Genomic DNA, 26,603 nt, shown 5'->3' on the forward strand with positions numbered 1-26,603 from the left:
TAACCCGATGCCGACTTCCCCACCCTGGTATATCCGTGCCCGTCTGAAGACCCGCCAATTGCTGCTGCTGGTGGCATTGGCAGAGGAAGCCAATATTCACCGCGCCGCAGCGGTTCTCAATATGACGCAGCCCGCCGCCTCGAAGCTGCTGCGCGAACTCGAGGAGATGCTGGGCGTGCCCCTGTTCGAACGGCTGCCACGCGGCATGCGGCCCACGCTGTATGGCGAGGCGATGATCCGCCATGCCCGGGCCGTGGTCGGCAGCCTCGATCAGGCGCAGCAGGAAGTGATGGGCCTGCGGGCCGGCCGGCTGGGCCATGTGGCGATCGGGGCGATCACCTCGCCGGCCGTCAAGCTGCTGCCGCCCGCAGTCGCGGCACTGAAGCGGGAGAACCCCGGCGTGCGCATCTCGCTGGAGATCGAGAACAGCAACGTGCTGCTGGAGCGCCTGGCACAGGACAAGCTCGATCTGGTCGTGGCCCGGCTGTTCGCCGAGCACGACAAGCTCCAGCTGCGCTACGAACCGCTCGCCGGCGAGCCGGTCTGCGTGGTGGCCCGCTGCGGCCATCCTCTGCTGGACGGCCCGGCGCTGTCACTGGCCGACCTCGAGCAGGCGGCGTGGATCGTGCCGCCGGCCGGCAGCGTGCTGCGCCACCGCTTCGACCTGATGTTCCAGCGCGCCAGCCTGTTGCCGCCGACCAATGTGGTCGAGACCGCCGCGCTGCTGTTCGTCACGCAGATGATCGAGCAGAGCGACATGCTGGCGGTACTGGCCGCCGATGTCGCCGAGTACTATGCGCGGCACGACATGGTGGCGATCCTGCCGCTGGACGTGCCCTGCCACATGGACGACTTCGGCATCATCACGCGTACCGACCGCCTGCTGTCCCCGGCCGCCACCCTGATGGTGGAGGCGCTGCGTGCCGCGGCACGCCGGGTCTATGCGGACGCCGATGGCCATGCCGCAAGCCTGCAGCATTGACCCTGCTTCGCGAGCCCCGAACTCATGGCACGACACCGTCACGCAATGGAACTGCCGTCCATCGGCAAACTGGACCGGTCCGCCGGACAGCTCGGCAGGCAGCTCTCGCGGTTATTGCGCGAGGCGATCCAGCGGGGGGAACTGAAACCGGGGGAGCTGCTGCCTTCCACGCGCCATCTGGCGAGCGCATTGGACGTGTCGCGCGGGATCGTGCTGGAGGCGTTCGAGCAGCTCATTGCCGAGGGTTATCTGGAAGCACAGGCCGGTGCCGGGACCAGAGTGGCAACAGCGTTATCGACCGCACGGCAGAGCAGCATGCCGGCCGGTCATGCCGACGAACCCTCGGCGCGCATGCTGCCGAACGCGCGTGCCCAGGCCTTCGCCGAGATCTCGAAGCAATTCGCGCCCCTGCCGCCAGTGCCTTTTGCGGTTTCGGTCCCGGTCGGTCCTGCGGCGCCGGACGACGTCTGGCGCCGCCTGGGAAATCGCACGCGAGCGCTGCGGGCGGCCGCGCCGGCCGGTTACGACGATCCGCAAGGCGTGCCCGCGCTGCGGGCGGCCATAGCGAACTACGTGCGCCGGGCGCGCTCGGTGCATTGCACACCGGAACAGGTGATCGTCACCACCGGCACGCAACAAGGGCTCTATCTGTCGTGCCAGGTACTGCTCGACGCCGATGACCTGGCATGGGTCGAAGATCCGGCCTACCGCGGCATCACCGGCATTCTGGAGAGCACCGGACACCAGGGCCGCATGGTTCGTGTACCGGTCGACGATTCCGGCCTGGACGTCGAGGTTGGCGTCGGGATGGCCGCGCACGCGCGCGTCGCCTTTGTCACGCCCTCGCATCAATATCCGCTTGGCATGCCGTTGAGCATGGCGAGAAGAAACGCGCTGCTGGCCTGGGCGCGCGCCAACGGCGCCTGGATCGTCGAAGACGATTACGACAGCGAGCTGCGTTACGTTGGGCACCCCTTCCCCTCGCTGCAGGGACTGGCGCCGGACCGCGTCGTGTATCTGGGGACCTTCAGCAAGATCCTGTTTCCTTCGCTGCGGCTCGGCTATGCCATTGTTCCACCCCCGCTGGTGCCGGCCTTTTGCGGGGCCCGCGTCCTGATCGATCGCCATTCGCCGAGCGCCGAGCAACACGTGCTGGCGGCCTTCATCGAAGAAGGGCACCTCGACCGGCATATCCGCCGGGTCCGGCTCGTGTACGCCGATCGGCGCCAGCATCTGATTGCCACCATCGACCGCTGGATACCGACGGAGCTCGCCTGGCTTCAGCCGCAGGATCAGGGCATGCATCTGGTACTGTGGCTCGCCGCAGGATTCGACGACGAAGCGGTTGCCGCCCTCGCGAGGCAGGCCGGCGTGTCCGTCAGGCCGGTCTCGCCGATGTATTCGACCGCCAACGCGCGCCCGGGCCTCGTGCTCGGATTGGGCGGCTACACCAACGAGCAGATCGAAGCTGCGGTGAAGACGCTGGCGGAGGTGCTGACATCCTCTGCCCGTGCCAGGGGCGCAGCCCGCGCGGACTGAAGCGGAATGCGCGCGGCGCCCGGCGCCGAATACTGGTCCATTGAAATACCTCGAAAATGGCTCTTTCCTGCGGTCGCCGACTGGCCGATCATCGAGCCGTCAATCATCGCGACGGACTCTCCGGTCGCCACCTCAACCCTATTCGAGCTTCGGAACCATGTACATCCCGCCCCATTTTGAAGTGCAGGACGTCGAGGCGCTGCATCGCCTGATTCGTGAGCATCCGTTCGGGATGCTGGTCACGCATGGCGCGAACGGCCTGGACGCCAACCATCTGCCGTTCGAGCTGGATCTGTCGACCGGACAGAACGGCACGCTGCGTGCCCATGTCGCCCGCGCCAATCCGGTCTGGAGGGACGTGCAGAACGGCGACGACGTGATGGTCGTGTTCCGGGCCGAGGATGGGTATATCTCGCCGACCTGGTACCCAAGCAAGCACGAGACCCACAAGCAAGTCCCCACGTGGAACTACCGGGTGGTCCATGCTCACGGCAGGATCGCCGTCCGCGATGAAGAGAAGTACGTCAGGGGCGTCGTCGCGCGTCTCACACGCGCTCACGAGGCATCCCGGCCTGAGCCGTGGAAGATGACGGACGCGCCGGCCGACTACATCGATACGATGCTGAAGGCCATCGTCGGGATCGAGATCGACATCACGCGGCTGGCCGGCAAGTTCAAGCTGAGCCAGAATCGCGAACTGCGCGACAAGGTCGGCGCGGCCGAAGCGCTCAAGCAGCAAGGCGACGTTGCGCTCGGCCAGGCGATGCTTGACGCCATCTGAGGCCGGCCGGAGAACTTGATGGACCAGCTTGACGGGCGACGCAACGACGCGGCGCAGACTTCGGGCAGCATCGAACCCTTGGACTACCGGAAATTCCGCGGCCTGGACCTGAATCTGCTGGTTGCCTTCGATGCGCTGGCCAGCCACCGCTCGGTCAGCGGCGCGGCGCGCCAGCTGTTTCTCGGCCAGCCCGCGGTCAGCCATATGCTGGCGCGCTTGCGGCGGCTGTTCGACGATCCGCTGTTCGTGCGCGGCGCCAAGGGCATGGAGCCGACCGCCAGGGCCAGGGCATTGATCGAACCGGTACGCGCGCTGCTGAACGATGCCTATGGCCTCGTGCGGCCCGCCGGCGAATTCGATCCTTCACTGGCGCAGGCGCGGCTGCGCATCGCGCTGCCGGAGCCGTTGGAGGCGATGCTGCTGCCGGTGCTGTGTGCCGCACTGGCGCGCGAGGCGCCGTCGATCCAGCTGGTGTCGCGAACCATGCCGGCCGCTCGCATGCCGGGCGCCCTCGACATGTGCGAGATCGATATGGCGGTCACCGGCGTGCCGCTGGCGACGAAGGACTGGCATCGCAGCGCGGACCTGCATCGTTGCCATCTCGTCTGCGCCCACGCGCCGGCACAACTGGCGCTGCCCGCCAGCGTCGCCGCCGACGAATTGCGCACGCTGCAGGCGATCGGCCTGTCGCATGCGAACGAACTCGGCTCAGCCAACAACGCCTTTCTGGGCCAATTGCAGCATGCCGGCGCCATGCCGACCGAAGTCGAAAGCCTGCTGACGCTGAGCCGGTTGCTGCAGACCGCGCCGGTGGTCGCGGTGTTGCCCGCGCTCGTCGCACCTCTCGTCATGCGGCAAGGAGCGCTCGCCTGCGTGCCGGTGCGCGGCACCGAGGACACGGTGGCAATCCGGCTGCACTGGCACAACGGTACCGACGGCGATCCGGTGCATCGCTATGTCCGCCGGCATCTGACCGACGCCTTCGCCGCCATGCTGCAGCAGGCCGAAGGCTGACATCCGGGCGCTTGCCGCCACCAGCAGGCGCCTATCGAAACGCCGCATGGCGGCCATCGATTCGTTCGATTTCCCCTGCCCGACGGCCCTGCCTATAGTCGTGCCACTTCAACCATGAGGCGGCATGCGACGATGCCGGGCCCACGATGACATTTCGGTTCTACCCCAGTTCGATCGCGCTGGCGATCGCGGCAGCAGCGCTGTCCGGCTGCGCCACCCGGCAAGGAGACGGCAACACCGGCGGCGTCACCAGCGCCGGCGATGCCCGCACGGCCCCTACGCCGATCGGCATGAGCCTCGGCGATATCAATCACCGGCATCCCATGCTGAATGACGGGCCCCGGCCGCGACCGAGCGCCCGGCAGAACGACCCCTTCGTCGATCGCTAGGCCGCGGAGCAAACGGCATGGCAACCGAAGCCAATGTCCCGGCCCCATCCAGCCGCTGGCCATCGCGGCGAGCGGTGCGCACCACGCTGGCGATCCTCTGCGCGCTGCTGGCGATCTACGGCGGGTATCGCTGGTGGCAGCACCGCCAACACACGGTCACCAGCGACAACGCCTATGTGCGTGCCGACGTCACCGCGGTGGCGCCGCGCGTGGCCGGCTATGTACGCGCCGTCGCGGTCGACGATAACCAGCCGGTCCGCGCCGGCGACGTGCTGTTCCGCATCGACGACGCCGACTATCTGGCGCGGGTCGGTCAGGCCGAGGCCGATGTGCTGGCGCGCCGCGCCGCGCTTGCGACGCTCGAGCGCCAGCACCGACTGCAGCAGGCGCAGATCCAGCAGGCCCTGGCGACGCTGCGCATTCGGCAATCGGCCACGCGCCGTGCCGAGCTTGATCATCGGCGCCACGCCTCGCTGCTGGAGGCCCACGCCAGCAGCCGCCAGACCTATGAACTGGCGCGCGCGGAGGCCGAGCAGGCGGCCGCGGCCGAGCAAGGCGCGGTGGCCCATCTCGATGCGGAGCGCCGACGCCTGGAGGTGATCGCCGCGCAGATCGAAGAGGGCAAGGCCGCCGAAGCGAGCGCACTGGCACGGCTCGAGCTGGCGCGCATCGATCTGGGCAATACCGTGGTGCGGGCGCCGGTCGACGGCATCGTCGGCAATCGGCAGATCCGCGTCGGGCGCTACGTCGAGCCCGGCACGCAGGCCCTGGCGCTGGTGCCGGTCGAGGCGTCCTGGGTCGTCGCGAACCTGAAGGAGACCGAGCTGCACCGCATCCGTGTCGGCAGCCCGGTGCGGATCGAGTTCGACAGCTATCCCGGCGTGCCGATCGACGGCACGGTGGCCAGCGTGTCGCCGGGCAGCGGCGCGCAATTTGCGCTGCTGCCGCCGGACAACGCCACCGGCAACTTCACGAAGATCGTGCAGCACGTGCCGGTCAAGATCGTGCCGACGCGCGGCGGCCCGCTGCACGGCAAGCTGGTGCCGGGACTGTCGGCCGTGGTGTCGATCGATACGCGAACCGGCGCGGCGGCCCCCGCAGCACCGCTGGCGCAGCGACTCGCGCAGGCCAGATGATGGGCCGGCGCTTCGCCATCCTGCTGGCCGCGGTGACGCTGCTGGCCCTCACCGACGCCATCAACAGCACGCTGATGATGGTCAATCGCGCTCATTTCGCCGGCGGTCTGCAGGCGACGCTGGACGAGGCGGCCTGGCTCAACATCCTGTACTTCGCCGCGAAGCTGGCCGGTTTCGTGGTCGCGGCCGCGGTCGCGCGCCGCTTCGGCGAGCCCACGGTGTTGCGGTGGTCCGGCGTGTTGCTGGTGGCCTCTACGGCGGCCGCATCGCTGCCGCTCGATCTGGCGATGCTGTGTGCCTGCCGGGTCGTGCAAGGCGCGAGCGCCGCGCTGATGCTCGCCACTGCTCAGGCGCTGCTGTTTCGCGATGCGCCGCCGCGCTGGACGCCGCTGAGCCAGGCCGTGTTCGCGCTGGCGACGGTGATGGCGCCGACCACGCTGGCGCCGCTGGCGCAGGGCTGGGTCACCGATCATGGGTCCTGGCGTCAGGTGTTTCTGGCGGGCGTGCCCTTCGGGCTGATGGGGCTGATGGGACTGATGGGACTGATGGGACTGGTGCTGCCGACGCTTCGTCGCGAACCCGCCCGCCCGTGCGGCGATGGGGCGGCCTCGGGGGCACCGTCCGCGCTCGATCCGATCGATATCGCGCTGCTGATCGTCGCGTCGGTCGCCACCGTCTTCGTGCTGCAGGAAGGCAATCGCCACGACTGGCTGCACTCGCCACGAATCGTGCAGGCCGGGCTGCTGGCGGCGACGACCCTGTTGCTGGCGGCATGGCGCCAGCGCCGGCGCGATGGCGCGCGCTGGCTGCAGGCGCGGCTGTTCCGCGATCCGCATTTTGCCTTCGGCTTCTGCGTCAGCTTCGTGGCCGGCTTCGCGCTGTTCGGCAGCGCCTTTCTGCTGCCCGCCTTCGCGCTCAATGTGCTGCGGCTGAGCCCGACCCATGCGGGCGATCTGCTGAGCTCGAGCGCGGCCACCGCTTCGCTGGGCCTGCTGCTCGGCGGCGCACTGGCGCAGTACACGCGCGTGGCGCCGTTCAAGCTGATCCCGCTCGGCATCGTGCTGTTCATGCTGGCGATGGGGATGCTGGCGTATGCCACCGCGTACAGCGGCTTGCCCGACATGACCCCGCCGCTGCTGATCCGCGGCTTCGGCCTCGGGCTGATGTTCATCTCGCTGACGCTGGTGACACTGGGCGGACTGCCGACCGAGCTGGCCTGCCAGGGCGCCGCGCTGTTCAACTTCGGCCGCCAGTTCGGCGGACTGATCGGCATCGCCTTTCTGCAGACATATCTGCATCATCGCCATGGCGCCGCGCGTACTGCGCTGGTCGAGACCCTGCCGGTGGGCGCGGACGTGCCGCTCGCCGCGGCGTCGACCGAATCGCCGATGGGCCAGGCACTGTCGCATATCGATTGGGCCATGGCGATGGGCGCCACGCTGGAACCGCTGCTGGAGCGCCAGGCCGGCGCGCTGGCCTTCAATGCCGGCTTTCTGTCGCTGGCGCTGCTGTTCGTCGTGGCGATTCCCGTGCTGCTGGCGATCAAGGGGGCGCTCGGCCGCTACGCTGGCGATACCGCCGCGCATTGACGGGATGGCGATCCGGCCCCGCGGCTACGTCGGCTCCACCGCCCTCGGCACATCGTGCGCCGGCGCGATCGCACGCTGCCATCGCACGGTGGCAAGGAGCGAGGCCAGCACGATCAGGCCGCCGCCGACCCAGCCGGACGGCGCGATCCGTTCGCCCAGCCACAGCCATGCGAACAGCGCGCCGAAGGCGGGCTCGCTGCCCATCAGCAACGCGACACGCGTCGGGCTGCTGCGCTTGATCGCGTAGTTCTGCGCGAAGAACGCGAACAGCGTGCAGGCGCCGACCAGGTACAGCAGGCACAACCAGAACGCGGCCTGCGCGCCGACACCTGGCAGCGGCGGCAGCGGCCAGGTGGCCGTTCCAGCGGCCCCCGCGGTGCCGGCAGCCCACGCGACCGCCACGCTGCCGATCGACACCACGCCGGCCTGCAGCGCGGTGACCGCCAGCGCGGGCGGCGGCTGCCCGCCCATGCTGTGCTTCATCGCGCAAACATAGACGGCCCGCAGCAGCGCGGCAAGCAGGATCAGCGCATCGCCGGGATGGAAAGTCAGCGACCAGGTACCGTCCGCGGCCAGTACCCACGCACCGCACAGCGACAGCAGCACCGCCGCCCACTCCAGGCGGGAAGGCCGGCGCGACAGCAGCAGCCATTCGATCAGCGGCGTCAGCACCACGCACAGGCTGATCAGGAACGCCGCATTGGCGGCCCGTGTCAGCAACAGGCCGAAGGTCTCGCACAGGAAGATGCCGAGCAACAGGACACCGGCACCCGCTATGCGCGCCAGCGATGCCGTCGGTATGCCGCGCAGCCCGGCCAGCGTCGGCGACAGCAGCACAAAGGTCAGCCCGAAGCGCAGCGCCAGCAGGCCCAGCACCGGGTAGTGCTGCAGCGCCTGCTTGGCGACGCCATAGCTGGTGCCCCACACCACGGCCACCCCGAGCAGCATCAGGTCGGACAACATCAGCAGGCGGGCTTGTCGGGCGGTCATGGACTGAGCGCATCGGCGGGCGAATGGATCGGTCCGAACATTGTCCGGCATTGCATCCGCGGCGATAATCGGTCCGTCCTGCAAATCTTTGATGTCGTAGATTCATCAATTGCCAACGCGCCGCCGATGCACCAGAACACCCTGATCGCCCTGCTCCCCGACCTGGCCGTCTTCGCCCGTGTCGTCGAGACCGGCAACTTCTCGCTGGCCGCGCGCCAGCTGGGCAGCACGCCGTCGACCGTCAGCCGGCAGATCAAGCGGCTCGAGGAAGCGCTGGCCACGCGGCTGCTGGAACGCTCGACCCGCAAGGTCCGCGTAACGGAAGCGGGCGAGCAGGTCGCGCGGTTCTGCCGCGACATGGTCGGGGCCGCCGCCGGCGCGGTCGACGCGGCGGGCCAACTGGGCGGGCGGCCGCAGGGGCGCGTCACGCTGAGCGCGCCGGTGGCCTATGCCAAGACCGTGATCCACCCGCTGATTCCGGCGTTCCTGCGCCAGTACGAGCAGATCGACGTGCATCTGCGCTTTTCCGACCAGAGCGTCGATCCGCTGGCCGACGAGGTCGATCTGGTGATCCGGCTGACGGACGATCCGCCGCCGGGGCTGGCCGGCCGCCGGCTCGGCGCCGTGCGTTGGGTGTTATGCGCGTCGCCGCGCTACCTGCGCAAGCGCGGCATGCCGGCGCAGCCCCGGGCGCTAGCCGAGCACGACTGCCTGTTCCTCGGCGAGGTTGCCGACGACAATCGCTGGCGCTTTCGCCGTGGCGGAGAAACGCAGACGGTAACGGTACGCGGGCGCTATATCGCCAACCATGTCGGCGCACGGCTCGAAGGCGCGCTGGGCGGCCTGGGCATTGCCGCGCTGCCCGACTTCGCGGCACAGGCCGCCCTGCAATCGGGCAAGCTGGCGCAGGTGCTGCCGGACTGGGACTTCCGCGCCCGTGCCTACCAGGGTGCGGTGTGGCTGCTGTATCCGCCCAAGCGCGTGCTGCCGCCAAAGGTCCGTGTGCTGATCGACTATCTGGCGATGCATCTGGACGACGCGCGCGAGCGCCCCGCCGCGGTTGCGCCCACCGCTACGCCACGGCGTCGCACAAGGCCTCAGCCGGCCTCGCGCTGAGTCGGCCTCAACCCATCGGCGGCCCACGCGTCGATCATGAAGTCGTCCTCGCGATAGCTTGCCGTGCGCGCGAAGCCGGTCTCCTGCTCGAGGAGGCGATGCACCTCGTCCGCGGGACACGCCTGCTCGTCGAACGGATGCCGCCAGTGGCAGGCCAGCACCAGCCCGTCGGGCTCCATCGATTCGCGCACCCTGCGCGCCAGCCAGGCGACCTGATCCGGCGCGAGGTAATAACAGAACTCGCTGAGCACCACCAGATCGAAGCGCTGCGCCGGCCATTCCCATGGCACCTTGATCGCTTCCACACGCACGTGCGCGGCAGGGCTCGCGCGCGCCGCCGCGGCCTCGATCGCGCGCGGATGCCGGTCGGCCGCCAGCAGCGCCTCGCAGCGCGATGCCAGCGCGGCCGTCATTTCGCCGTTGGCGCAGCCGGGCTCGAAGGCCGAGCGATAGCGCGGCCGATCGAGCATCGCCAGCAGCAGCGCGCGCTTGCGCGCCTCGAACCAGCGGGTGCGGTAGTGCCAGGGATCGTCGCCGTTGGCGTAGACGGCGTCGAAGTAGCCGTCGGGCGTCGGCTGGCCGGGGCTCATGCCTGGCCCTCGTATCGGCGCCGCAGCTCGCGCTTGAGCAGCTTGCCGCTCGGATTTTTTGGCAGCGCGTCGGCGAAGATCACGCGCTTGGGCACCTTGAAATGCGCCATGCTGTCCTTGCAGAAGTCGATCACCTGCTGCTCCGACAACGACTGCCCTTCCTTGAGCACGATCACCGCGGTCACCGCCTCGACCCAGTAAGGATCGGGCAGACCGATCACCGCGACCTCGGACACCGCGGGGATGCGGAAGATCATTTCCTCGACCTCGCGGCTGGCGACATTCTCGCCGCCGCTCTTGATCATGTCCTTCTTGCGGTCGACGATGGTGATATAGCCCTGCTCGTCGCGCACGGCGAGGTCGCCGCTATGGAACCAGCCGCCGCGGAACGCTTCCGCGGTGCGCTCGGGATCGTTGTAGTAGCCGTCGAGCAGTTGCGGCGAGCGATGGACGATCTCGCCAATCTCGCCCGGCGCGACATCGCGCATCTCGTCGTCGACGATGCGGGTCTCGACATTGAGCGCCGGCTTGCCGGCCGAGCCGGCCTTGCGCAGCTGGTCGTCGGGATGCAGCACCGTGGCCAGCGGCGCGATCTCGGTCTGGCCGTAGAAGTTCCACAGCCGCACGCGCGGCATGCGGCGCTGCATTTCCTTCAGCACCTCGACGGGCATGATCGACGCCCCGTAGTAGCCCTTGGCCAGCGAGCCCAGGTCCGCGCCCTCGAACAGCGGCGAGCGCAGCAGCGCGATCCAGATCGATGGCGGCGCGAAAAACGCATTGACGCGATGGCGCGCGATCAGCGGCAGGATCACGTCGGGCCGCGGCTGTCCGGTGATGATATTGGTCGCGCCCAGATACACCGCGGGCCCGAGGAACACATCGAGCTGCGCGCAGTGATACAGCGGCAGCGCGTGCAGCACCACGTCGTCGGCCTGCATATTGCCCTCGACGATGCAGGTCACGTATTCCCACAGCACCGCCTCGTGGCTCAACATGGCGCCTTTGGGCAAGGACTCGGTGCCGCTGGTGTAGATGATCTGCAGCAGCGCGCGCGGAACAACCGGCGCGATGTCAGGCGCCGGTGCGCTCGCCATCAGGAGATCGTCGAAGCGCAGCATGCCCTCGGGCGCGCCGTCGGCCTGATCCTCGGACGGCAGCCAGATCTGCAGGCCGATCAGCACGCCGGGATGTTGCCCGTCCGCCGCGCCCTGCTCTGCCGCAGCGACCGCGGCGACGGCCAGCGCCTCGAAGCCCGCGCCCACCAGCAGCGTGCGCGCGCCGGAGCTGCGCAGGATATAGGCCACCTCACTGGCATTGAGCATGAAATTGATCGGCACCAGCACAGCGCCCATACGGGCCAGCGCGAAGCGCATCGCCGCGAATGCATGCGAATTGCGCGACAGGATGGCGACGCGGTCGCCGGCGGCGATGCCCTGCTGCGACAGGGCCGCGACCAGGCGGTCGCAGATCTGGTCGAAATCGCGGTAGCTCCACTGCACGTCGCCGCAAACGATGGCGGTCTTGTCCGGCGTGCGTTGCGCCGAGCGCCGCAGGATGTCTCCCACGCCATGCTGATGCGCGCGGCGGATCGCCGCCTGCTGGTCTAGCGTCATGCTGCTGTCTCCTGTGCCTGTTCTGTGCTCGTTCCATGCTCGTTCTGTGCATCCTGCTCGCGGCGGACCGCTGCGGGGAACATCGGCCGCCAGCCGCGTCAGGCTAGCAGCATTCCCGCGCCGGCGCATCCCCCCTGGGCCCGGTGCCGGCGATGCTACCATCGCCGGATCGTTCGTCAGCCGTGCTTTCGCCCATGTCCACGTCCCCACGCCGTTCCGATCCTTTCGTCGATCACCTGCTCGAACTGATGGCGCCGCTGGCCGCACGGATCGGCCCGATCGCGGCGAAGCGGATGTTCGGCGGGCATGGCTTGTATTACGACGGGCTGATGTTCGGCCTGGTAACCGATGGCCGCTGCTATCTGAAGGCAGACGCGGTCACGCTGCCCCGATTCGAGGCGCAACGCTGCGAGCCCTTCAGCTATCGCAGCCGCGACAAGGAGGTGGTGATGCGCCACTACCTGAGCCTGCCGGCGCAGTGCCTGGAATCGGCGGGCGAGATGGAACCGTGGGCGCGCGAGGCGGTGGAGGCCACGCTGCGGCTGGCAAACGCGGCGCCGGCCAGGCGCAAGCCGGCGGCGAGGAAGTCGGCACCGAAGCTGGCGGCACCTAGCACGGTCGCACCGACGAAGGTGGCGGCGAAGAAGGTGGTGGCGAAGAAGGAGGCGCCGAACAAGGATGCCGTCCAACCCGAGCCGCGGCGCAAGGCGCGGGGATAACGCCGGTCAGATCTCGTCGATCGCGGTCGACGCGGTCGGTTTGCCCGCTTCCTGCTCCAGCGAGAAGCGGTCACGCGTGGTGACATAGAAGCTGGCACCGAAACGCCCCACCGGAAAATAGTCCTGCAGCCTGACGCGCCAGCGTTCGGTATCGATCAGGCCGTCCCTGGCATGCAGCCGCAGCACGCGGCCGATAAAGATCTGGCGGCTGTCGGTCTCCAGCGTCTCCCACAGCAGGCATTCGAACGCGACGGGTGCCTCGGCGATCCGCGGCGGCGCGATTTGCGTGCTGGGCGCCGCGGTCAGGCCCACATGCGCGAGTTCGCTGACATCGGGCGGCAGCCGCTCGCCGCAGCGGTGCATCCGTTCGGCCATCGCCTCGTCGCACAGATGCACGACGAATTCGCCGGTGCGCACGATGTTGGCGGCGGTGTCCTTCAGCGCGCCGTCGGCCAGCCGGTTGACGCTGATCATCACGATCGGCGGCTCCTCGCCCAGCATATTGAACATCGAGAACGGCGCCGCATTGGCGGTGCCGTCCTGCCCCAGCGTCGTCACCAGCGCGATCGGCCGCGGCACGATCAGGCTGGCCATCAGCTTGTAGCGCTGGTATTCGGTAATGGCGTCGAAATCGATTTCCATATTGGCGCGATCGCCTCGTTGATGTCGTGTCAAAGGCCGAGCAGCTGCGCCAGGCTCTTCTCGCCCTGCATGCGCGAGGTCTCGATGCGCTGCTCCAGCTCGCGCAGATGCGCGTCCATCCGCGCGATCGCGCCGGCCGCATCGCGCTGCTCGATGCAATCGACGATCGCCGCGTGCTCGTCGTGCTCGCATGGCGCATGGCCCGGCGGCTCGTACAGGCCGACGATCAGCGAGCAGCGCGACACGAGCTCGGTCAGATAGCGCTGCAGCACCGGATTGCGCGCCAGCGCCGCGATGCGCAGATGGAAGCCGCTCGCCAGCCGCGCCCACGAGGGCTGATCGAAGCGGTGCATCGCGTCGTGCTCGTCGGCCAGCTGCCGGCGCAGATCGCGCAGATCGGCCGCGGTGACGCGCGCCACCGCCATCTCGACCAGCACGCGTTCGAGCGCCCGCCGCGCTTCGAAGATCTGGCCGGTCTCCTCCGGCGTCGGCTCGGCGATCACCGCGCCCTTGTTGGGCCGCAGCGCGACGATGCCGTCGTGCGCCAGTTTCTCCAGCACGCGCCGCACCACCGCACGGCCCACGCCGAACAGCTGGCACAGCTCCGGCTCCGGCAGCTTGGTCCCGGGCGTCAGCCGATGGTTCAGCACGCCGTCGAAGATCGCCTGGTAGATGCGCGTGTCGGCATCGACGGGCGGGCGTTCCGTGGGCACGGCCGCTGCCTTGGCCTTGTTGGCGATGGACTTGGCACCGCCTTTGGTCAACGAATGAACGGTCATGCTGTCAGCCCCGGGTTGGCGGTTGTCGCGGCGGATGTCGCAACGGATGTCGCGGCGGTTGTCGCGGCGGTTGTCGCAACGGATGTCGCCATCGATGCCGCCACGCCGGACGAGGCGACGGCAGCCCCGCCGGCCACGGCCTCCATCGCTTCGCAGATCGCGCCGGGGGTCGTCATCCAGATCTCGCCGTCATCGCGGCGCCGGGCGATATGCGCCAGCGCCCTGCGCAGATGACGCAGCCGGTGCGGCTGCCCGACCAGATAGGGATGCAGCGCGATTCCCATCACCAGCGGCTGCGGCCGCGTGGCGTGGTTGGCCTGCGCCAGCATCTCGTCGAAGTGGTCGACGATCATGTCGGCGAAGGCCGCACCGTCCATTTGCCGTCCGACAATCATCGGAATGTCGTTGAGCTCCTGCGGATAGGGAATCGACCATAGCGGCCCGCCGCGCGTCGCCATGCGCACCGGACGATCGTCGTGGCACCAGTTCAGCGTGTAGCGGTAGCCGGTCTCGCTGAGCAGGTCCGGCGTCAGCGCGCTCTCCGAGATCCACGGCGACAGCCAGCCTTTTGGCGGCTCGCCCGCATGGGCGGCGATGCGGTCGCGGCAATGGCGCAGCAGCGCCCGCTCGCCGGCCTCGTCCAGATCGCTCTGGCGCACCGCATTGGTATGCCCGTGCCCGATCAGCTCGTCGCCGCGCGCCAGAAAGGCGTCCGGCACCTCGGGGCAATGGTCGTACAAGGCAGTGTTGAGCAGCACGCCGGCAGGCATGCGCAACTGATCGAACAGCTCCAGGCAACGCCAGACGCCGACACGGTTGCCGTATTCGCGCCAGCTGTAGTTCAGCACGTCTGGCTGCGGCGAGGCAGGTCCGATATTCGCGCCCAGCCCCTCGCCAAAGGCGAAGTGCTCGATATTGAAGCCGAGATAGACCGCGAGCCGCGCGCCGCCCGGCCAGACGAAATCGTCGGTATCGGTAATCGGCCGATAGGCAAAGCGCCCATGCGTGCGCAGCGGGCCAAACGTCGTTGCGGCGGGGCTGCCGCCGCGGTCGTCGCCTGCCGTCAGCGGCGGCAGCGGCGGTAGCGGCGGTAGCGAAATCGGATTGTGGGTCATCGCCCTGTGTTTCCCTGTTTGGCGATCGCGGCATCGGAGCGCGGCATCGGAGCGCGGATCGGTGCGCCTGCACCGTCCTGGCCCCGCTTCCGCATCTTCCGCACCGCATCCGTGCGGCACGCACCGGCCTCGATCGCATTCATCTCGATGGCGCAATCGTTCGCAAGATGCGAGCCAGATCGTATGCGATCCGCCACCCCTTTCCCTGCAACGCATCGCGTGCCGAATGTCGACGCGTGGCATGGCTCTTGCGACCGCATCGCCGGTCCGTCGCTTCCATGACGCCAATCGCTTCTTCCTGCACCGATCCGGAGAACTGCCATGTCCCGCCACCGCCCCGAACCACGCCGCCGCGCGCTGATGCTCGCCGTCGCCGCCATCACCGCCGCCTGCGTGCTGCCCGCCGTGCCGGCGCTGGCGGCCGACACCGTCAAGATCGGCCTGATCACCGCGATGACCGGACAATCGGCACGCGCCGGCGAAGCGCTGACGCGCGGCATGACCATCGCGATCGACGAGATCAACGCCAAAGGCGGCGTGCTGAACGGCCGCAAGCTCGAACTGGTTCGGCGCGATGACGAGAGCAATCCCGCCAAGGGCGTGCTGGCCGCACGCGAGCTGATCTACAAGGAGAAGGTCGCGGTGCTGTTCGGCGGGCTCGACACGCCGGTGTCGATGGCCATCGTGCCGATCGCCAACCAGGAGAAGGTGCCGTTCATGGGGCCGTGGGCGGCCGGCACGCCGATCACGCGCAACGGTGCCAATCCCAACTTCGTGTTCCGCGTCTCGGCGGTCGACGAGCTGGTCGACAAGGCGATGCTGCAATACGCCCAGAAGACCTTCGGCGCCAGCAAGCCGGGGCTGATCCTGGTCAATAACCCGTGGGGCGAGTCCAACGAAAAGGGCATCGTCGCGGCGCTGACGGCCAAGGGCATGAAGCCGGCCGGCATCGAAAAATTCGAAGCCAACGACGTCGACGTGGTGCCGCAACTGGGCCGCCTGAAGGCCGCGGGCGCCGACGTGCTGCTGATGGTCGGCAACGTCGGCCCTTCCGCGCAGGTCGTCAAATCACTGGACCGCATGGGCTGGAAGGTACCGGTGGTCTCGCACTGGGGCCCCGCCGGCGGGCGCTTTACCGAGCTGGCCGGACCGAACGCCCGCAACGTCCACTTCGTGCAGACCTACAGCTTCTTCGGCGCGCCGTCGCCGGTCGGCACGCGCGTCGTCAATGCGCTGAAGGCGAAATACGGCGACATCAAGGGACCGGACGACATCACGCCGGCTGTCGGCGTCGCCAACGCCTACGACGCCACGCATCTGGCCGCGCTGGCGATCCAGCGCGCCGGCTCGACCAAGGGCGACGCGGTACGGCAGGGCTTCTACCAGATCGATCGCTACGAAGGGCTGATCAAGACCTATGTGAAGCCGTTCTCGCCGCAGGTGCATGACGCGCTGACCGAGAACGACTACGTCTGGGCCCAGTTCATCGACAACCGCATCGTGCCGGTCGCCGACAAACAGGTCGCGTCCAGGTAAGCCGCCGCTGCCGCCCGCTCGAGGAACGCCTGATGTTATGGATCTCCGCACTGATCAGCGGTCTTGGCCTGGGAAGCATGTACGGGCTGATGGCGCTGGGTTTTCATCTGACCTTTGTGGTCAGCGCCACCGTCAATTTCGCCCAGGGCAGCTCGATGATGCTCGGTGCGGTGCTGACCTACACCTTCGCGCAGACGCTGGGCTGGCCGATGGCGCCCTCCGTGCTGCTGGCGCTGGCGCTGTGCGCGCTGTACGGGCTGGCGGTCGAATTCGTCGCGGTGCGCCCGTTCGCCAGCCGCGGCTCCGATGCGTGGCTGATGGCCACGGTCGCGCTCGGCATCGTGCTCGATAACGTCGTGACGCTGACCTTCGGCACCGAGCCGCGCAGCCTGCCGTCGCCATTGGCAACATCGTCGATGCAGCTGGCCGACGGGCTTGGCGTCTATCCGCTGCAGCTGTTGATCCCGGTCGTCGGCCTCGCGCTGGCGGGCGTGCTGCACTACGTGCTGCGCCACTCGCGCTGGGGGCTCGCGATGCTGGCGGTGGTGCAGAACCGCGATGCGGCGCGGCTGATGGCGATTCCGATCCGCCGCACCGTGGCCGCGGCGTTCGCCGTGTCGACGCTGCTGGCCGGCGTCGCCGGCGTGCTGATCGCCCCGCTGTTCAACGTGCAGTCCGACATGGGCACGGTGTTCGGGCTCAAGGCATTCGCGGTGGCGATTCTCGGCGGCCTGTCGAGCGCCTGGGGCGTGATGATCGCAGGCCTGATCTTCGGCGTGGCGGAGGCGGCGATCACGGCCTCGCTGGGCTCGAGCTATACGCAGATCATCACCTTCGCACTGGTGATCGCGCTGCTGGCGCTGCGCCCGGCGGGACTGTTCGGCCGCGCGGAGGTACGCAAGGTATGAGCGCACGTCCTTCTCTCGTCGTCGGCGTCGGCACTCCGCTGCAGATCGCCGCATTGACATTGGCGCTGCTGGGGGCCGCGACCGCGGCCTTGATGCTGAACGGCTATTTCGTCTTCGTGATCGCCGGGGTCGCCATGCTGGCGATCTGCGGCGTCGGCCTGAACCTGCTGATCGGCCTGACCGGCCAGATTTCGTTCGGCCATGTCGGCTTCTATGCGATCGGCGCCTACAGTGTCGCGATCCTGACCGGCCAGGCCGGCTGGAGCTTCTGGCCGGCCTGGCTGGCCGGCACCGCGATCGCCGCGCTGGCGGGCGCGCTGCTGGCGCTGCCGGCGCTGCGGGTCAAGGGCCCCGGACTGGCGATGATCACCATCGCCTTCGGCTTTATCGTCGAGCACGGCGCGGTGGAATGGCGCGCGCTGACCGGCGGCCAGAACGGGCTGATGGGCATCGCCCAGCCCTCGCTGCCCGGCGTCGAAGGCGGCGAGCGGGCGCTGACGCTGATCGCACTCGTGGTGCTGGCCGTGTCGCTGGCGGCTTATGCGCGTATCTCGCGCGGCAGCTGGGGCGCAGCGATGCGCGCCGTGCGCGACAGCGAGACCGCGGCGGCGTCGATCGGCATCGACCCGCTGCTGGTGCGCACGGTGGCCTTCGCCTTCTCGGCCGCGCTGGCAGGGCTTGCCGGCGGACTGTTTGCGCCGATGCAGGGCATGGTCACGCCCGGCATGTTCTCGTTCCTGCAGTCGATCCTGTTCGTGCTGGTAGTGATGATCGGCGGTGCCGGCACCGTCGCCGGTCCGGTGATCGGCGCAGTGGTGGTCGGCATGTTGCCGGAGCTGCTGTCCAGCCTGGAGAACCTGCGGCTGCTCTGTTTCGGCATGCTGCTGCTGGTGGTGCTGTGGGTCGCGCCGCAAGGGATCGTCGGCGTGGCGAGCGCTCTGCTGCGCCGGCTGCGGCCCCAACGGGCCGATGCGACCCCAGCGCCCGAGCCGGCCGACATGCCCCTGCCCGTGCGCGAGGCCGCTGCGCGCCGCGCGCTGGTCGCCGATGGATTGTCGATGGTGTTCGGCGGCGTGCGCGCGGTGGACCAGCTGTCGTTCACGGTGGCCACCGGCGCCGTGACCAGCCTGATCGGCCCGAACGGGGCCGGCAAATCGACCGTGCTCAACATGCTGTCGGGCTACTACCGGCCGCATGCGGGCGGGCGACGGCTCGGCGACGCGGCGCTGCCCGCGCGCGGCGCCTGCCACAGCGCGCGCCACGGCATCGCGCGGACCTATCAGACGTCGCAGTTGTTCGGCGGCATGAGCGCGGCCGACAATGTCGCGCTCGCGCTCGGCGGCGGTCGTCTCGGCACGCTGCTCGGCACCGCGCGTTTCACCGCCGCCGATGTCCGCGCGCAGGCTCGCGCGCTGCTGCGCGCCTGCGGCTATCGCGGCGACCCCGATGCCAGCGCCGCCGACCTGGCGCACGTCGACCGCAGGCTGGTCGAGATTGCGCGCGCGCTGGCCACGCAGCCCGCCGTGCTGCTGCTCGACGAGCCGGCCGCAGGACTGTCGCGCGAGGACAAGGCCAGCCTCGGCAGGCTGCTGCGCCGCATCGCGGACAGCGGCATCGCCGTCGGCCTGGTCGAGCACGACATGTCGCTGGTGATGGACGTGTCCGACCGCATCGTGGTCATCGACGCCGGCCAGCGGCTGGCGGTCGGCACGCCGGCCGAGGTGAGGGCCGATCCCGCGGTCCGCCGCGCCTACCTTGGCGAAGCGGCCGCCGGCGGACCGCCGCGCCAATACCGCGACACCGCCGGCGCGGAACTGCTGGGCGTCAATGCGCTGCGGGCCGGCTATGGTGCCGCACCCGTGCTCCATGACATCGCGCTGCAGGTGCGCGAGGGCGAAATGGTGGCGCTGCTCGGCGCCAACGGCGCCGGCAAATCCACGCTGATGCGCGCGCTCTCCGGCCTGCACCGCCCGGTGCAAGGCGGCATCGCGTTCGACGGCACCGATCTGGGCGCCATCGATGCGGCCCGCATCGCGGCGATGGGCATGGTGCTGGTGCCCGAGGGGCGGCAGGTGTTTGCCGAGCTGTCGGTGCTCGACAACCTGAAGCTCGGCGCGTTTCCGTCCGGCCGTCTGCGCCGCGGCGAGATGCAGCGCCGCATCGAATCGATGTTCGCGCGGTTCCCGCGCCTGCGCGAACGCCAGCACCAGCGCGCCGGGCTGCTGTCCGGCGGCGAGCAACAGATGCTGGCCATCGCGCGCGGCCTGATGTCGCAGCCGCGCATGCTGCTGCTCGACGAGCCGTCGCTTGGCCTGGCCCCGAAGGTCATCGACGAGCTGTTCGCCTCGCTGGACCGCTTGCGCGAGGCGTCGATCACGATCCTGCTCGTCGATCAGATGGCCGCGCTGGCGCTGACGCTGGCCGACCGCGCCTATGTGCTGGAGGAAGGCCGCGTCGTCGCCAGCGGCCGCGCCGACCTGCTGGCACGCGACCCGGCGCTGGTGCAGGCGTATCTGGGCGGCGCCGACGGTGGCCATGCCGCCGGGAATCCCGCTGCTGCGACGCAAGCGGTGGTGGCCTGATGGAAGCCGCTCTCTTTCCCCGTGCCGGTCTCGCCCGCTCCCGCGCGGGCATGGTGACCAGCCCGCATGCGCTGGCCAGCGAGGCCGGACTCGAGGTGCTGCGCGCCGGCGGCAACGCGATCGAAGCGGCGATCGCGATCGGCGCGACGCTGTCCGTTACCTACCCGCATTTCACAGGGCTGGGCGGCGACGCCTTCTGGGTCATTGCCGACGAGGCCGGCGAGGTCCGCACGCTGTCCGGCATCGGCCAGGCGGCCGCGGCCTCGCCGGCATTCGATGGCGAGATTCCGACGCGTGGACCTGCGGCAGCGCTGACCACCGCCGCCACCGTCGATACCTGGGATCGTGCCTATTGCCTCGGCCGCGACGCGTGGGGCGGCACGCGGTCGTGGGAATCGCTGTTCCACCGCGCCATCGAGCATGCCGAGGCAGGGTTCCCCGTCACGCCGTCGCAGCGCTTCTGGCAGGACTTCCGCGCGGGACAGTGGCGCGACTGGCCCGGCTTCGCCCGCGTGTTCCTGCCCGAGGGCCGCATTCCCGAGATCGGCGAGCCCTTTCATCAGCCGGAGCTGGCGCGCAGCCTGTGCCGGATCGCCGAACATGGCGCGCGCGACTTCTATGAAGGCGAACTGGCCGAACGCGTCGCCAGAGGCCTGCGCGAGGCCGGCTCGCCGTTGCGCGCGGCCGATCTCGCCGCGACGCGTGCCCGTGAAGAATCGCCGCTGACAGTGCCCTACCGCGGCGGTAAGCTGGTCAGCCTGCGCCCACCCACGCAGGGCGTCACCACGCTGCAGATCATGGGGATACTGGACCGCTTCGATGTCGCCGCGATCGCCGAAGGCAGCGCCGACTACTACCATCTGCTGGTCGAAGCGGTAAAGCAGGCGTTCATCGAGCGCGACCGCTACGTGGCCGATCCCGAGTTCGTCGACGTGCCGGTGGAGCCGATGCTGTCGGCCCCGCATCTCGATACGCTCGCGGCGGCGATCCGGCGAGACCGCGCGCTGCCGTGGCCGCACCGCTTCCGCACGGGCGATACCGTCTATCTCGGCGCAGTTGACAGCCAGGGCCGCTGTGCCAGCGTGCTGCAGACCGTCTACTTCGATTGGGGCAGCGGCGTGGTGGCCGGCGACACCGGCATCCTGTGGCACAACCGCGGCGCGGCCTTCGGCACCGATCCGCGGCATCACAACGTGCTGAGGCCGGGCAAGCGGCCCTTCCACACGCTCAACCCCGGCCTCTATCTGCACGACGGCCGCCCGCGGCTGCTGTACGGCACGCAGGGCGCCGACGGACAGCCGCAGACGCTGGCGGCGGTGCTGACGCGGATGATCGACTACGGCATGGACCCGCTGACGGCGCTGTCCCGTCCGCGCTTCCTGTTGGGCCGCACCTTCTCGGATACGCGCGACACGTTGAAGCTCGAGGCCGACGCCGGCGACGCGGTGATGCAGGCGCTGACCGCGCGCGGCCATGAGCTGAGTCCGATCCCCGCGCAGAGTCCGCTCGCCGGCCACCCCGGCGCGATCCGCATCGACGCGGACGGCAGCATCTCCGGCGCACACGATCCGCGCAGCGACGGCATGGCGATCGGTTGCTAGCGGTTGCTAGCGGTCGCTGGCGGTTGCTGGCGGCTGCTGGCGGTTGCCGTTATCGCCCACGTTCGGCGCCGCCTAGGCTACGACGCGCCGGCAGCCACCGCGTCGGGATGGACAGCCACCGCCTCCACCTCGACCAGCACGCCATAGTGCAGCGCCGGCACCGGCACCACAGCCCGGGCCGGCCGCGCGCCGCCGAGCAGCTGACGATAGACCGCGTCGAAGGCCGGCCAATGCTCGACCCCGGCGAGGTAGACGGTGACTTTCAGCACGTCGTGCCATCCGCAGCCGCCCGCCGCCAACGCGGCCTCGACGTTGCGCAGCGCCAGCGCGGCCTGTTCCGCCAAAGGCAGATCGGCGCGCGGCTCGCCGTGCGGGTTCAGCGGCAGCTGTCCCGACACGAAGACGAGGCCCAGCCCCGTGGCCACGTGCGAATAGTGGCCGCGTGGCGGCGCCAGCGTGGGGACCTCGGGATAGGCGACGCCCTTGCCGGCGGGATTCCTGCTTCCTTGATGCCTGTTCGTCATCGCGTTCACCATCCACCAAAACGGGTCCACTGCGCTTCAACATCGATGCCGCCCGCCACCACGGTGTAGCTGCCGTGCTGCGCCGCAGTCGCGCACGCGTGATTCGGCAGGATGCGCAACAGCGTGCCGACCGGCAGCATCGGCGTCGCGGCCGGATCGTTGCGATGACTGACGATGCCGTGTTCCTGGTTGGCATCGACCATCAACAGATCGGCCAGGGGCTTGCCGTCGATATCGCAGACCACGCCATAGCCCTGATCCACCGGCTGCTTCGCGGTACCGCGATCGCGCGACATCGCCATCCAGCCCGCATCGGTGATCAGCCAGCCCTTGTCGCGCCGATGACCGATCACGGTGCACAGCACCGACAGCGCGATGTCCGCGGTCCCGCAGACGCCGATGCCGTTCATTACCAGATCGAAGAACACGAACACTCCGGCCCGCACCTCGGTCACGCCATCGAGGGATCGCGCGAAGTGCGCGGTCGGCGTGCTGCCGACGCTGACCACCGGCGCCGCATGTCCCGCCGCGCGCAGACGCTGCGCGGCCCGTACCGCGCCGGCACGCTCCTGTTCGGCCAGCGCCGCGATGGCTTCGACCGAGCGGCAATTGTAGGAGTCCCCCGCGTGGGTCAGCACACCGGCGAGCCAGGCGCCCTTCCGTTCGTCGTCCCGCAGTTCCGCGGCGATCTCCAGCAGCATCGGATCCTCCGGCTTGACACCGGAGCGGTGGCCGTCGGTATCGATCTCGATCAGCACCGGCACGCCGAGCGTGCGTTCGCGACAGTAGGCGGCGACCGCGCGGGCAGCCTCGATGTTGTCAAGCAACAGCGTCATCCGCGCGCCGCGCCGCGCCAGGTCTTCGACATGCGGCAGCTTCGACGGCACGATGCCGACGGCATAGAGAATGTCGGTCCAGCCGTGCGCAAAAAAGTAGTCGGCCTCCTTCAGCGTCGACACCGTGATCGGCGTGCCCGGCGCACCGATGCGCGCCGTGACATCGGCCGACTTGTTGGTCTTCACATGCGGACGCAGCGCGACGCCAAAGGGCGCGAGCCGCTCGCGCAGCCGGGCGATATTGCGCTCCATCTTCGGCCGATCGAGCACCAGCACCGGCGTTTCCAGTTCATGCAGTGTCATCAGATTCCTTTCCTGTGTCTTCGTGTCGCCTGTCCCCTGTCCCCTGTCCCGTGTCCCGCGATCGGCGTTGATCGCTCGCTCCAGTTGCACCTGGTTGGCTGCGGGCGTGGCCAGTCTAGGCGAATGGACGCGATACGGGGTTAATGAAATAGAATGGCTTCATTCACCGCAGGGTTAATAATGACGAAGCTCGACATCGACGACCTGCGCTTCATCCTGGCGCTCGACCGGCTCGGCAGCCTGGCGGCGCTCGCGCGCGAGCAAAACGTGACGCCGCCGGCCGTGACCAAGCGCCTCAGTCAGCTGGAAGCGCGCCTGGGTATCCGGCTGGCGTTGCGCACCACGCGTCGGCTGCAGTTGACTCACGAAGGACATCTGCTGGCGCAGCACGCCACCGGCGTGCTCGAACAGATGCGGGCCATCGAGGAAGCGCTGCAGCAGCGCAGCCAGGCGGTGGCGGGCAAGCTCAAGGTGCACGGGCCGTTCGGCTTTGGCCGGCGCTACCTGGGTCCGCTGCTGGCGCAGTTTCACAGCACGCATCCCAGTCTCGAGGTCCAGCTGTATCTGTCGGACAACCTGATGCTGCCGCGCCAGCCGGTGCACGGACACGATGCCTTCGATGTGCTGGTCACGATCGGCGCGATCCCGGACTCGCGCTGGATTGCGCATCGCATCGCACCGAACCGCCGCATCCTGTGCGCCGCGCCCGCCTATCTGGCCAAGGCGCCGCCGCTGTCGCGCCCCGCCGATCTGGCGCAGCACGCGTGCCTGGTGCTCAGGGAGAACGACGAGGACGTGACGTTGTGGCGCTTCGCCAGCCGCGAGAGTGGCAAGCAGGCGCGCGAGGGCAGCGCCAAGCCCAGCGCAAGGCGCGGCGGCAAGCGCAGCGAAACCGATGCCGTCAGCGGCGTCGCCCGCGAACACACCGTGCGCGTGCAGCCGGCGATGGAGAGCAATGACGGCGACGTCGTCCATCAGTGGTGTCTGGCCGGCAAGGGCATCATGGCGCGATCGGAATGGGATGTCGCCGACAGCGTGGCATCGGGTCGTCTGGTCGCGCTGCTGCCCGGGTACACGCTGCCCGACGCCGACGTGATGGCGCTGGTGCCGCAATCGCGCGTGGCCTCGATGCGCACGCGCCTGTTCGTCGAGATGTTGCGCAAGGCGTTCGGGCCGAGGCCGCCATGGCGACGCGCCGAGCGGCGCAAGTAGCCGGCAGCAGGGACGTCAGCCGCCGTTCTGATGCGCAACGATATGCAGGCGCATCACGCCGCCGTCGAAGTACTTCCCGTCGAACCGGCGCACCAGTCCGAACGCGGTAAAGAGATCGACATCGAGATCCACCCAGGCCCAGGGCCGTTCCGGGTCGCCGTCGCGCATCACCTCCACCGAGCGCACCGGGGCATAGGGGGCGAACTTGTCGCGCAACCGCTGTTCGGTGATATCGCGATGAAGGCCGCGAATCAGCACCTGCATGTCGATCTCCTGCGGCACGGTCCGGCCGGCATGCCTGTCGCCGAAGCGGCGCACGGTATTCGCCGGACCACAGGACCACTATAGAACGTCCGCGGGCGATCGGCCCGCGTCGGCAGATGCGGTACGCTTGCCGCGGCGCAGTCGCGCGCCTTCTCCTTGATCTGGCGCAAAGGCGATGACCGCTGCGCTCGACAACGGCGACGACGCAGGCCGATAATCGTGTCCATCGTGCCGGCGGCCCTGCACGGCCGCGCCGCTGCACTCACCACGGGACACGGCAATGACCGATTTGCGCAGCAACGCGTCTTCCCCGCCCTCTCCTTCCGGCGCCTCTGCCGGCCCGGCGCCCGCCGCGAGCCCCGCAATCGCCAGCCAGGCGAAGAAGCGCCCGCCCTGGGGACTGTTCATCGCGGTACTGGTGCTGATCGGCGTGCTGTTGCTGCCGACGCCCCCCGACCTGCCGCTCGCCGGACACCGGATGCTGGCCATCCTCGCGTTCGCGGTGGTGGTGTGGATCAGCGAGGCGGTGTCGTACGAGACCAGCGCGATCATGATCACCTCGCTGATGGCCGCGCTGATCGGTCTCGCGCCCATGGTCGACGACCCCAACACACTCTATGGCACCTCGCGTGCGCTCGGCATGGCGCTCGCGGGTTTCGCCAATACGGCGCTGGCGCTGGTCGCCGCCGCGCTGTTCATCTCCGCGGCGATGACGGTCACCGGACTGGACCGCCGCATCGCCTTGGTCACGCTGTCCGCGATCGGCACCAGCAAGCGGCGCATCCTGATCGGCACCATCGCGGTCACCATCGCGCTGTCGCTGGTGGTCCCGAGCGCCACCGCGCGCAGCGCCTGTGTGGTACCGATCATGATGGGCATCATCGCGGCGTTCGGCGTCGACAGGCGCTCCAATATCGCCGCCGGCATCATGATCACGGTGGCGCAGGCGACCAGCATCTGGAACGTCGGCATCCAGACCGCCGCCGCGCAGAACCTGCTGGCGGTCGGCTTCATGGACAAGCTGCTGGGCGAACGTGTTACCTGGCTGCAGTGGATGATTGCCGGCGCACCATGGGCGCTGGCGATGTCGGTGGTGCTGTATCTGCTGGTGCGTTGGCTGCTGCCACCGGAAACCGAAGCGATCCCGGGCGGCAAGGAGGCGGTGCAGCGCGAGCTGGCAGCGCAGGGGCCGATGAGCGGGCCGCAGAAGCGCCTCGCCGCGGTCTCGGTCGGCCTGCTGCTGGCGTGGGCCACCGAAGGCAAGCTGCACAGCTTCGACACCGCCTCGGTGACCTTCGTCGGCCTGGTGATCCTGATGCTGCCGCGCGTCGGCGTGATGGACTGGAAGACCATGCAGCAACGTACGCCGTGGGGCACGCTGATCGTCTTCGGCGTCGGCATCAGTCTCGGTACCGCGCTGCTGACCACGCAGGCGGGCCAATGGCTCGGCAAGTTCGTGGTGGCGAATTCCGGCCTGGCGACGCAGGGGCCGATCGCCGTGTTCGCGATCCTTGCCGCCTTCCTGATCGTGATCCACCTGGGCTTTGCCAGCGCCACGGCGCTGACCGCCGCGATGCTGCCGATCCTGATCTCCGTACTGCAGACGCTGCCGGGCGACATCGACAAGGTCGGCATCACGATGCTGCTCGGCTTCACCATGAGCTTCGGCTTCATCCTGCCGATCAATGCGCCGCAGAACATGGTGTGCCTGGGCACCGATACCTTCAACGGCCGCCAGTTCGCCCGCATCGGCATCCCGGTCACGCTGGTCGGCTACGCGATGATGCTGCTGTTTGCGGCGACGTATTGGCGCTGGCTTGGCTGGATCTGAGGACCGACCTCC

24 protein-coding genes are annotated in these 26,603 nt (G+C 69.0%); 15 read left to right on the plus strand and 9 right to left on the minus strand.

What is annotated here, in order from left to right:
* Positions 1-7: 7 nt before the first annotated feature.
* The 7 genes from HTY53_RS11440 to HTY53_RS11470 all read left to right on the plus strand — a co-directional run bounded on the left by HTY53_RS11440 (position 8) and on the right by HTY53_RS11470 (position 7,430).
* Positions 8-982 (plus strand): LysR family transcriptional regulator, encoded by a 975-nt coding sequence (locus HTY53_RS11440; RefSeq protein WP_174106678.1) that lies wholly within the window; start codon positions 8-10, stop codon positions 980-982.
* Between the two features lie 24 nt (positions 983-1,006).
* Positions 1,007-2,521: a PLP-dependent aminotransferase family protein gene (locus tag HTY53_RS11445; protein ID WP_174106680.1), complete on the plus strand. Its 1,515-nt coding sequence runs from the start codon at positions 1,007-1,009 to the stop codon at positions 2,519-2,521.
* 157 nt (positions 2,522-2,678) lie between these two features.
* Positions 2,679-3,302 carry an FMN-binding negative transcriptional regulator gene (locus HTY53_RS11450; protein WP_174106682.1) on the plus strand — a complete coding sequence of 208 codons (624 nt, stop codon included), beginning with the start codon at positions 2,679-2,681 and terminating at the stop codon, positions 3,300-3,302.
* An 18-nt stretch (positions 3,303-3,320) separates the two neighbouring features.
* A complete protein-coding gene (locus HTY53_RS11455; RefSeq protein ID WP_174106684.1) occupies positions 3,321-4,316 on the plus strand; it encodes a LysR family transcriptional regulator in 996 nt (331 codons plus the stop codon).
* 146 nt (positions 4,317-4,462) lie between these two features.
* Positions 4,463-4,705, plus strand: coding sequence for a hypothetical protein (locus tag HTY53_RS11460; protein ID WP_174106686.1), 243 nt, complete (start codon positions 4,463-4,465; stop codon positions 4,703-4,705).
* Between the two features lie 17 nt (positions 4,706-4,722).
* Positions 4,723-5,841: an HlyD family secretion protein gene (locus HTY53_RS11465; RefSeq protein ID WP_174106688.1), complete on the plus strand. Its 1,119-nt coding sequence runs from the start codon at positions 4,723-4,725 to the stop codon at positions 5,839-5,841.
* Positions 5,838-7,430 (plus strand): MFS transporter, encoded by a 1,593-nt coding sequence (locus HTY53_RS11470; protein ID WP_174106689.1) that lies wholly within the window; start codon positions 5,838-5,840, stop codon positions 7,428-7,430. Before HTY53_RS11465 ends, HTY53_RS11470 begins: the two co-directional genes overlap by 4 nt.
* 24 nt (positions 7,431-7,454) lie before the next feature.
* Here HTY53_RS11470 and HTY53_RS11475 read toward each other — a convergent pair whose 3' ends face one another.
* Positions 7,455-8,420 (minus strand): DMT family transporter, encoded by a 966-nt coding sequence (locus HTY53_RS11475; RefSeq protein WP_174106691.1) that lies wholly within the window; start codon positions 8,418-8,420, stop codon positions 7,455-7,457.
* A gap of 126 nt (positions 8,421-8,546) precedes the next feature.
* On the opposite strand from HTY53_RS11475, the gene HTY53_RS11480 reads away from it, so the two are divergent.
* On the plus strand, positions 8,547-9,536 hold the full coding sequence (locus HTY53_RS11480; protein ID WP_174106693.1) for a LysR family transcriptional regulator: 990 nt from the start codon (positions 8,547-8,549) through the stop codon (positions 9,534-9,536).
* On the opposite strand, the gene HTY53_RS11485 is transcribed toward HTY53_RS11480, so the two are convergent.
* A complete protein-coding gene (locus HTY53_RS11485) occupies positions 9,518-10,126 on the minus strand; it encodes an SAM-dependent methyltransferase (RefSeq protein ID WP_174106695.1) in 609 nt (202 codons plus the stop codon). The genes HTY53_RS11480 and HTY53_RS11485 overlap by 19 nt on opposite strands.
* Complete coding sequence (locus HTY53_RS11490; RefSeq protein WP_174106697.1) at positions 10,123-11,739, minus strand: acyl-CoA synthetase; 1,617 nt, start codon at positions 11,737-11,739, stop codon at positions 10,123-10,125. Before HTY53_RS11490 ends, HTY53_RS11485 begins: the two co-directional genes overlap by 4 nt.
* 194 nt (positions 11,740-11,933) lie before the next feature.
* Here HTY53_RS11490 and HTY53_RS11495 point away from each other — a divergent pair, with 194 nt between their 5' ends.
* On the plus strand, positions 11,934-12,458 hold the full coding sequence (locus tag HTY53_RS11495) for a TfoX/Sxy family protein (protein WP_174106699.1): 525 nt from the start codon (positions 11,934-11,936) through the stop codon (positions 12,456-12,458).
* Between the two features lie 6 nt (positions 12,459-12,464).
* Here the strand turns inward: HTY53_RS11495 and HTY53_RS11500 are convergent, their stop codons facing one another.
* Genes HTY53_RS11500 through HTY53_RS11510 form a run of 3 tightly spaced genes read right to left on the minus strand, consistent with a single transcriptional unit; the run spans position 12,465 to position 14,994 of the window.
* The gene (locus HTY53_RS11500) at positions 12,465-13,100 is read right to left on the minus strand and encodes a flavin reductase family protein (protein ID WP_174106701.1); all 636 of its coding nucleotides are present in this window, start codon (positions 13,098-13,100) and stop codon (positions 12,465-12,467) included.
* Between the two features lie 29 nt (positions 13,101-13,129).
* Complete coding sequence (locus HTY53_RS11505; RefSeq protein WP_217435584.1) at positions 13,130-13,879, minus strand: GntR family transcriptional regulator; 750 nt, start codon at positions 13,877-13,879, stop codon at positions 13,130-13,132.
* A complete protein-coding gene (locus HTY53_RS11510) occupies positions 13,876-14,994 on the minus strand; it encodes a polysaccharide deacetylase family protein (RefSeq protein WP_254599908.1) in 1,119 nt (372 codons plus the stop codon). The genes HTY53_RS11505 and HTY53_RS11510 overlap by 4 nt, the downstream gene beginning before the upstream one ends.
* 321 nt (positions 14,995-15,315) lie before the next feature.
* Between HTY53_RS11510 and HTY53_RS11515 the strand changes: the two genes are divergently transcribed.
* From HTY53_RS11515 to HTY53_RS11530, 4 genes are read left to right on the plus strand one after another with little or no spacing between them, the layout of a single operon-like run.
* Positions 15,316-16,530, plus strand: a complete 1,215-nt coding sequence (locus tag HTY53_RS11515; RefSeq protein ID WP_438820948.1) for an ABC transporter substrate-binding protein — start codon at positions 15,316-15,318, stop codon at positions 16,528-16,530.
* A gap of 32 nt (positions 16,531-16,562) precedes the next feature.
* The gene (locus HTY53_RS11520) at positions 16,563-17,438 is read left to right on the plus strand and encodes a branched-chain amino acid ABC transporter permease (RefSeq protein ID WP_174106703.1); all 876 of its coding nucleotides are present in this window, start codon (positions 16,563-16,565) and stop codon (positions 17,436-17,438) included.
* On the plus strand, positions 17,435-20,020 hold the full coding sequence (locus HTY53_RS11525; protein ID WP_174106705.1) for a branched-chain amino acid ABC transporter ATP-binding protein/permease: 2,586 nt from the start codon (positions 17,435-17,437) through the stop codon (positions 20,018-20,020). Before HTY53_RS11520 ends, HTY53_RS11525 begins: the two co-directional genes overlap by 4 nt.
* Entirely contained in the window at positions 20,020-21,621 is a 1,602-nt protein-coding gene (locus HTY53_RS11530) for a gamma-glutamyltransferase family protein (protein WP_254599909.1), read from the plus strand. The genes HTY53_RS11525 and HTY53_RS11530 overlap by 1 nt, the downstream gene beginning before the upstream one ends.
* Positions 21,622-21,698: 77 nt before the next feature.
* On the opposite strand, the gene HTY53_RS11535 is transcribed toward HTY53_RS11530, so the two are convergent.
* Entirely contained in the window at positions 21,699-22,145 is a 447-nt protein-coding gene (locus tag HTY53_RS11535; protein WP_174106707.1) for a RidA family protein, read from the minus strand.
* A gap of 5 nt (positions 22,146-22,150) precedes the next feature.
* Positions 22,151-23,284, minus strand: coding sequence for a DSD1 family PLP-dependent enzyme (locus HTY53_RS11540; RefSeq protein WP_174106708.1), 1,134 nt, complete (start codon positions 23,282-23,284; stop codon positions 22,151-22,153).
* Between the two features lie 180 nt (positions 23,285-23,464).
* Between HTY53_RS11540 and HTY53_RS11545 the strand changes: the two genes are divergently transcribed.
* Positions 23,465-24,496, plus strand: a complete 1,032-nt coding sequence (locus HTY53_RS11545; protein WP_174106709.1) for a LysR family transcriptional regulator — start codon at positions 23,465-23,467, stop codon at positions 24,494-24,496.
* Positions 24,497-24,511: 15 nt separating this feature from the next.
* Here HTY53_RS11545 and HTY53_RS11550 read toward each other — a convergent pair whose 3' ends face one another.
* A complete protein-coding gene (locus HTY53_RS11550; RefSeq protein ID WP_174106710.1) occupies positions 24,512-24,760 on the minus strand; it encodes an RNA recognition motif domain-containing protein in 249 nt (82 codons plus the stop codon).
* A 280-nt stretch (positions 24,761-25,040) separates the two neighbouring features.
* On the opposite strand from HTY53_RS11550, the gene HTY53_RS11555 reads away from it, so the two are divergent.
* On the plus strand, positions 25,041-26,591 hold the full coding sequence (locus HTY53_RS11555) for a DASS family sodium-coupled anion symporter (RefSeq protein WP_174106711.1): 1,551 nt from the start codon (positions 25,041-25,043) through the stop codon (positions 26,589-26,591).
* Positions 26,592-26,603 lie beyond the last annotated feature (12 nt).

It is taken from the genome of Cupriavidus gilardii, from assembly GCF_013314895.1.
GTDB classification, from domain to species: Bacteria; Pseudomonadota; Gammaproteobacteria; order Burkholderiales; family Burkholderiaceae; genus Cupriavidus; species Cupriavidus gilardii_C.

Coding starts and splice junctions, on each gene's coding strand:
- HTY53_RS11440 (WP_174106678.1), top strand. CDS start 8: ATGCCGACTTCCCCACCCTGGTATATCCGTGCCCGTCTGAAGACCCGC.
- HTY53_RS11445 (WP_174106680.1), top strand. CDS start 1,007: ATGGCACGACACCGTCACGCAATGGAACTGCCGTCCATCGGCAAACTG.
- HTY53_RS11450 (WP_174106682.1), top strand. CDS start 2,679: ATGTACATCCCGCCCCATTTTGAAGTGCAGGACGTCGAGGCGCTGCAT.
- HTY53_RS11455 (WP_174106684.1), top strand. CDS start 3,321: ATGGACCAGCTTGACGGGCGACGCAACGACGCGGCGCAGACTTCGGGC.
- HTY53_RS11460 (WP_174106686.1), top strand. CDS start 4,463: ATGACATTTCGGTTCTACCCCAGTTCGATCGCGCTGGCGATCGCGGCA.
- HTY53_RS11465 (WP_174106688.1), top strand. CDS start 4,723: ATGGCAACCGAAGCCAATGTCCCGGCCCCATCCAGCCGCTGGCCATCG.
- HTY53_RS11470 (WP_174106689.1), top strand. CDS start 5,838: ATGATGGGCCGGCGCTTCGCCATCCTGCTGGCCGCGGTGACGCTGCTG.
- HTY53_RS11475 (WP_174106691.1), bottom strand. CDS start 8,420: ATGACCGCCCGACAAGCCCGCCTGCTGATGTTGTCCGACCTGATGCTG.
- HTY53_RS11480 (WP_174106693.1), top strand. CDS start 8,547: ATGCACCAGAACACCCTGATCGCCCTGCTCCCCGACCTGGCCGTCTTC.
- HTY53_RS11485 (WP_174106695.1), bottom strand. CDS start 10,126: ATGAGCCCCGGCCAGCCGACGCCCGACGGCTACTTCGACGCCGTCTAC.
- HTY53_RS11490 (WP_174106697.1), bottom strand. CDS start 11,739: ATGACGCTAGACCAGCAGGCGGCGATCCGCCGCGCGCATCAGCATGGC.
- HTY53_RS11495 (WP_174106699.1), top strand. CDS start 11,934: ATGTCCACGTCCCCACGCCGTTCCGATCCTTTCGTCGATCACCTGCTC.
- HTY53_RS11500 (WP_174106701.1), bottom strand. CDS start 13,100: ATGGAAATCGATTTCGACGCCATTACCGAATACCAGCGCTACAAGCTG.
- HTY53_RS11505 (WP_217435584.1), bottom strand. CDS start 13,879: ATGACCGTTCATTCGTTGACCAAAGGCGGTGCCAAGTCCATCGCCAAC.
- HTY53_RS11510 (WP_254599908.1), bottom strand. CDS start 14,994: ATGACCCACAATCCGATTTCGCTACCGCCGCTACCGCCGCTGCCGCCG.
- HTY53_RS11515 (WP_438820948.1), top strand. CDS start 15,316: ATGTCCCGCCACCGCCCCGAACCACGCCGCCGCGCGCTGATGCTCGCC.
- HTY53_RS11520 (WP_174106703.1), top strand. CDS start 16,563: ATGTTATGGATCTCCGCACTGATCAGCGGTCTTGGCCTGGGAAGCATG.
- HTY53_RS11525 (WP_174106705.1), top strand. CDS start 17,435: ATGAGCGCACGTCCTTCTCTCGTCGTCGGCGTCGGCACTCCGCTGCAG.
- HTY53_RS11530 (WP_254599909.1), top strand. CDS start 20,020: ATGGAAGCCGCTCTCTTTCCCCGTGCCGGTCTCGCCCGCTCCCGCGCG.
- HTY53_RS11535 (WP_174106707.1), bottom strand. CDS start 22,145: ATGACGAACAGGCATCAAGGAAGCAGGAATCCCGCCGGCAAGGGCGTC.
- HTY53_RS11540 (WP_174106708.1), bottom strand. CDS start 23,284: ATGACACTGCATGAACTGGAAACGCCGGTGCTGGTGCTCGATCGGCCG.
- HTY53_RS11545 (WP_174106709.1), top strand. CDS start 23,465: ATGACGAAGCTCGACATCGACGACCTGCGCTTCATCCTGGCGCTCGAC.
- HTY53_RS11550 (WP_174106710.1), bottom strand. CDS start 24,760: ATGCAGGTGCTGATTCGCGGCCTTCATCGCGATATCACCGAACAGCGG.
- HTY53_RS11555 (WP_174106711.1), top strand. CDS start 25,041: ATGACCGATTTGCGCAGCAACGCGTCTTCCCCGCCCTCTCCTTCCGGC.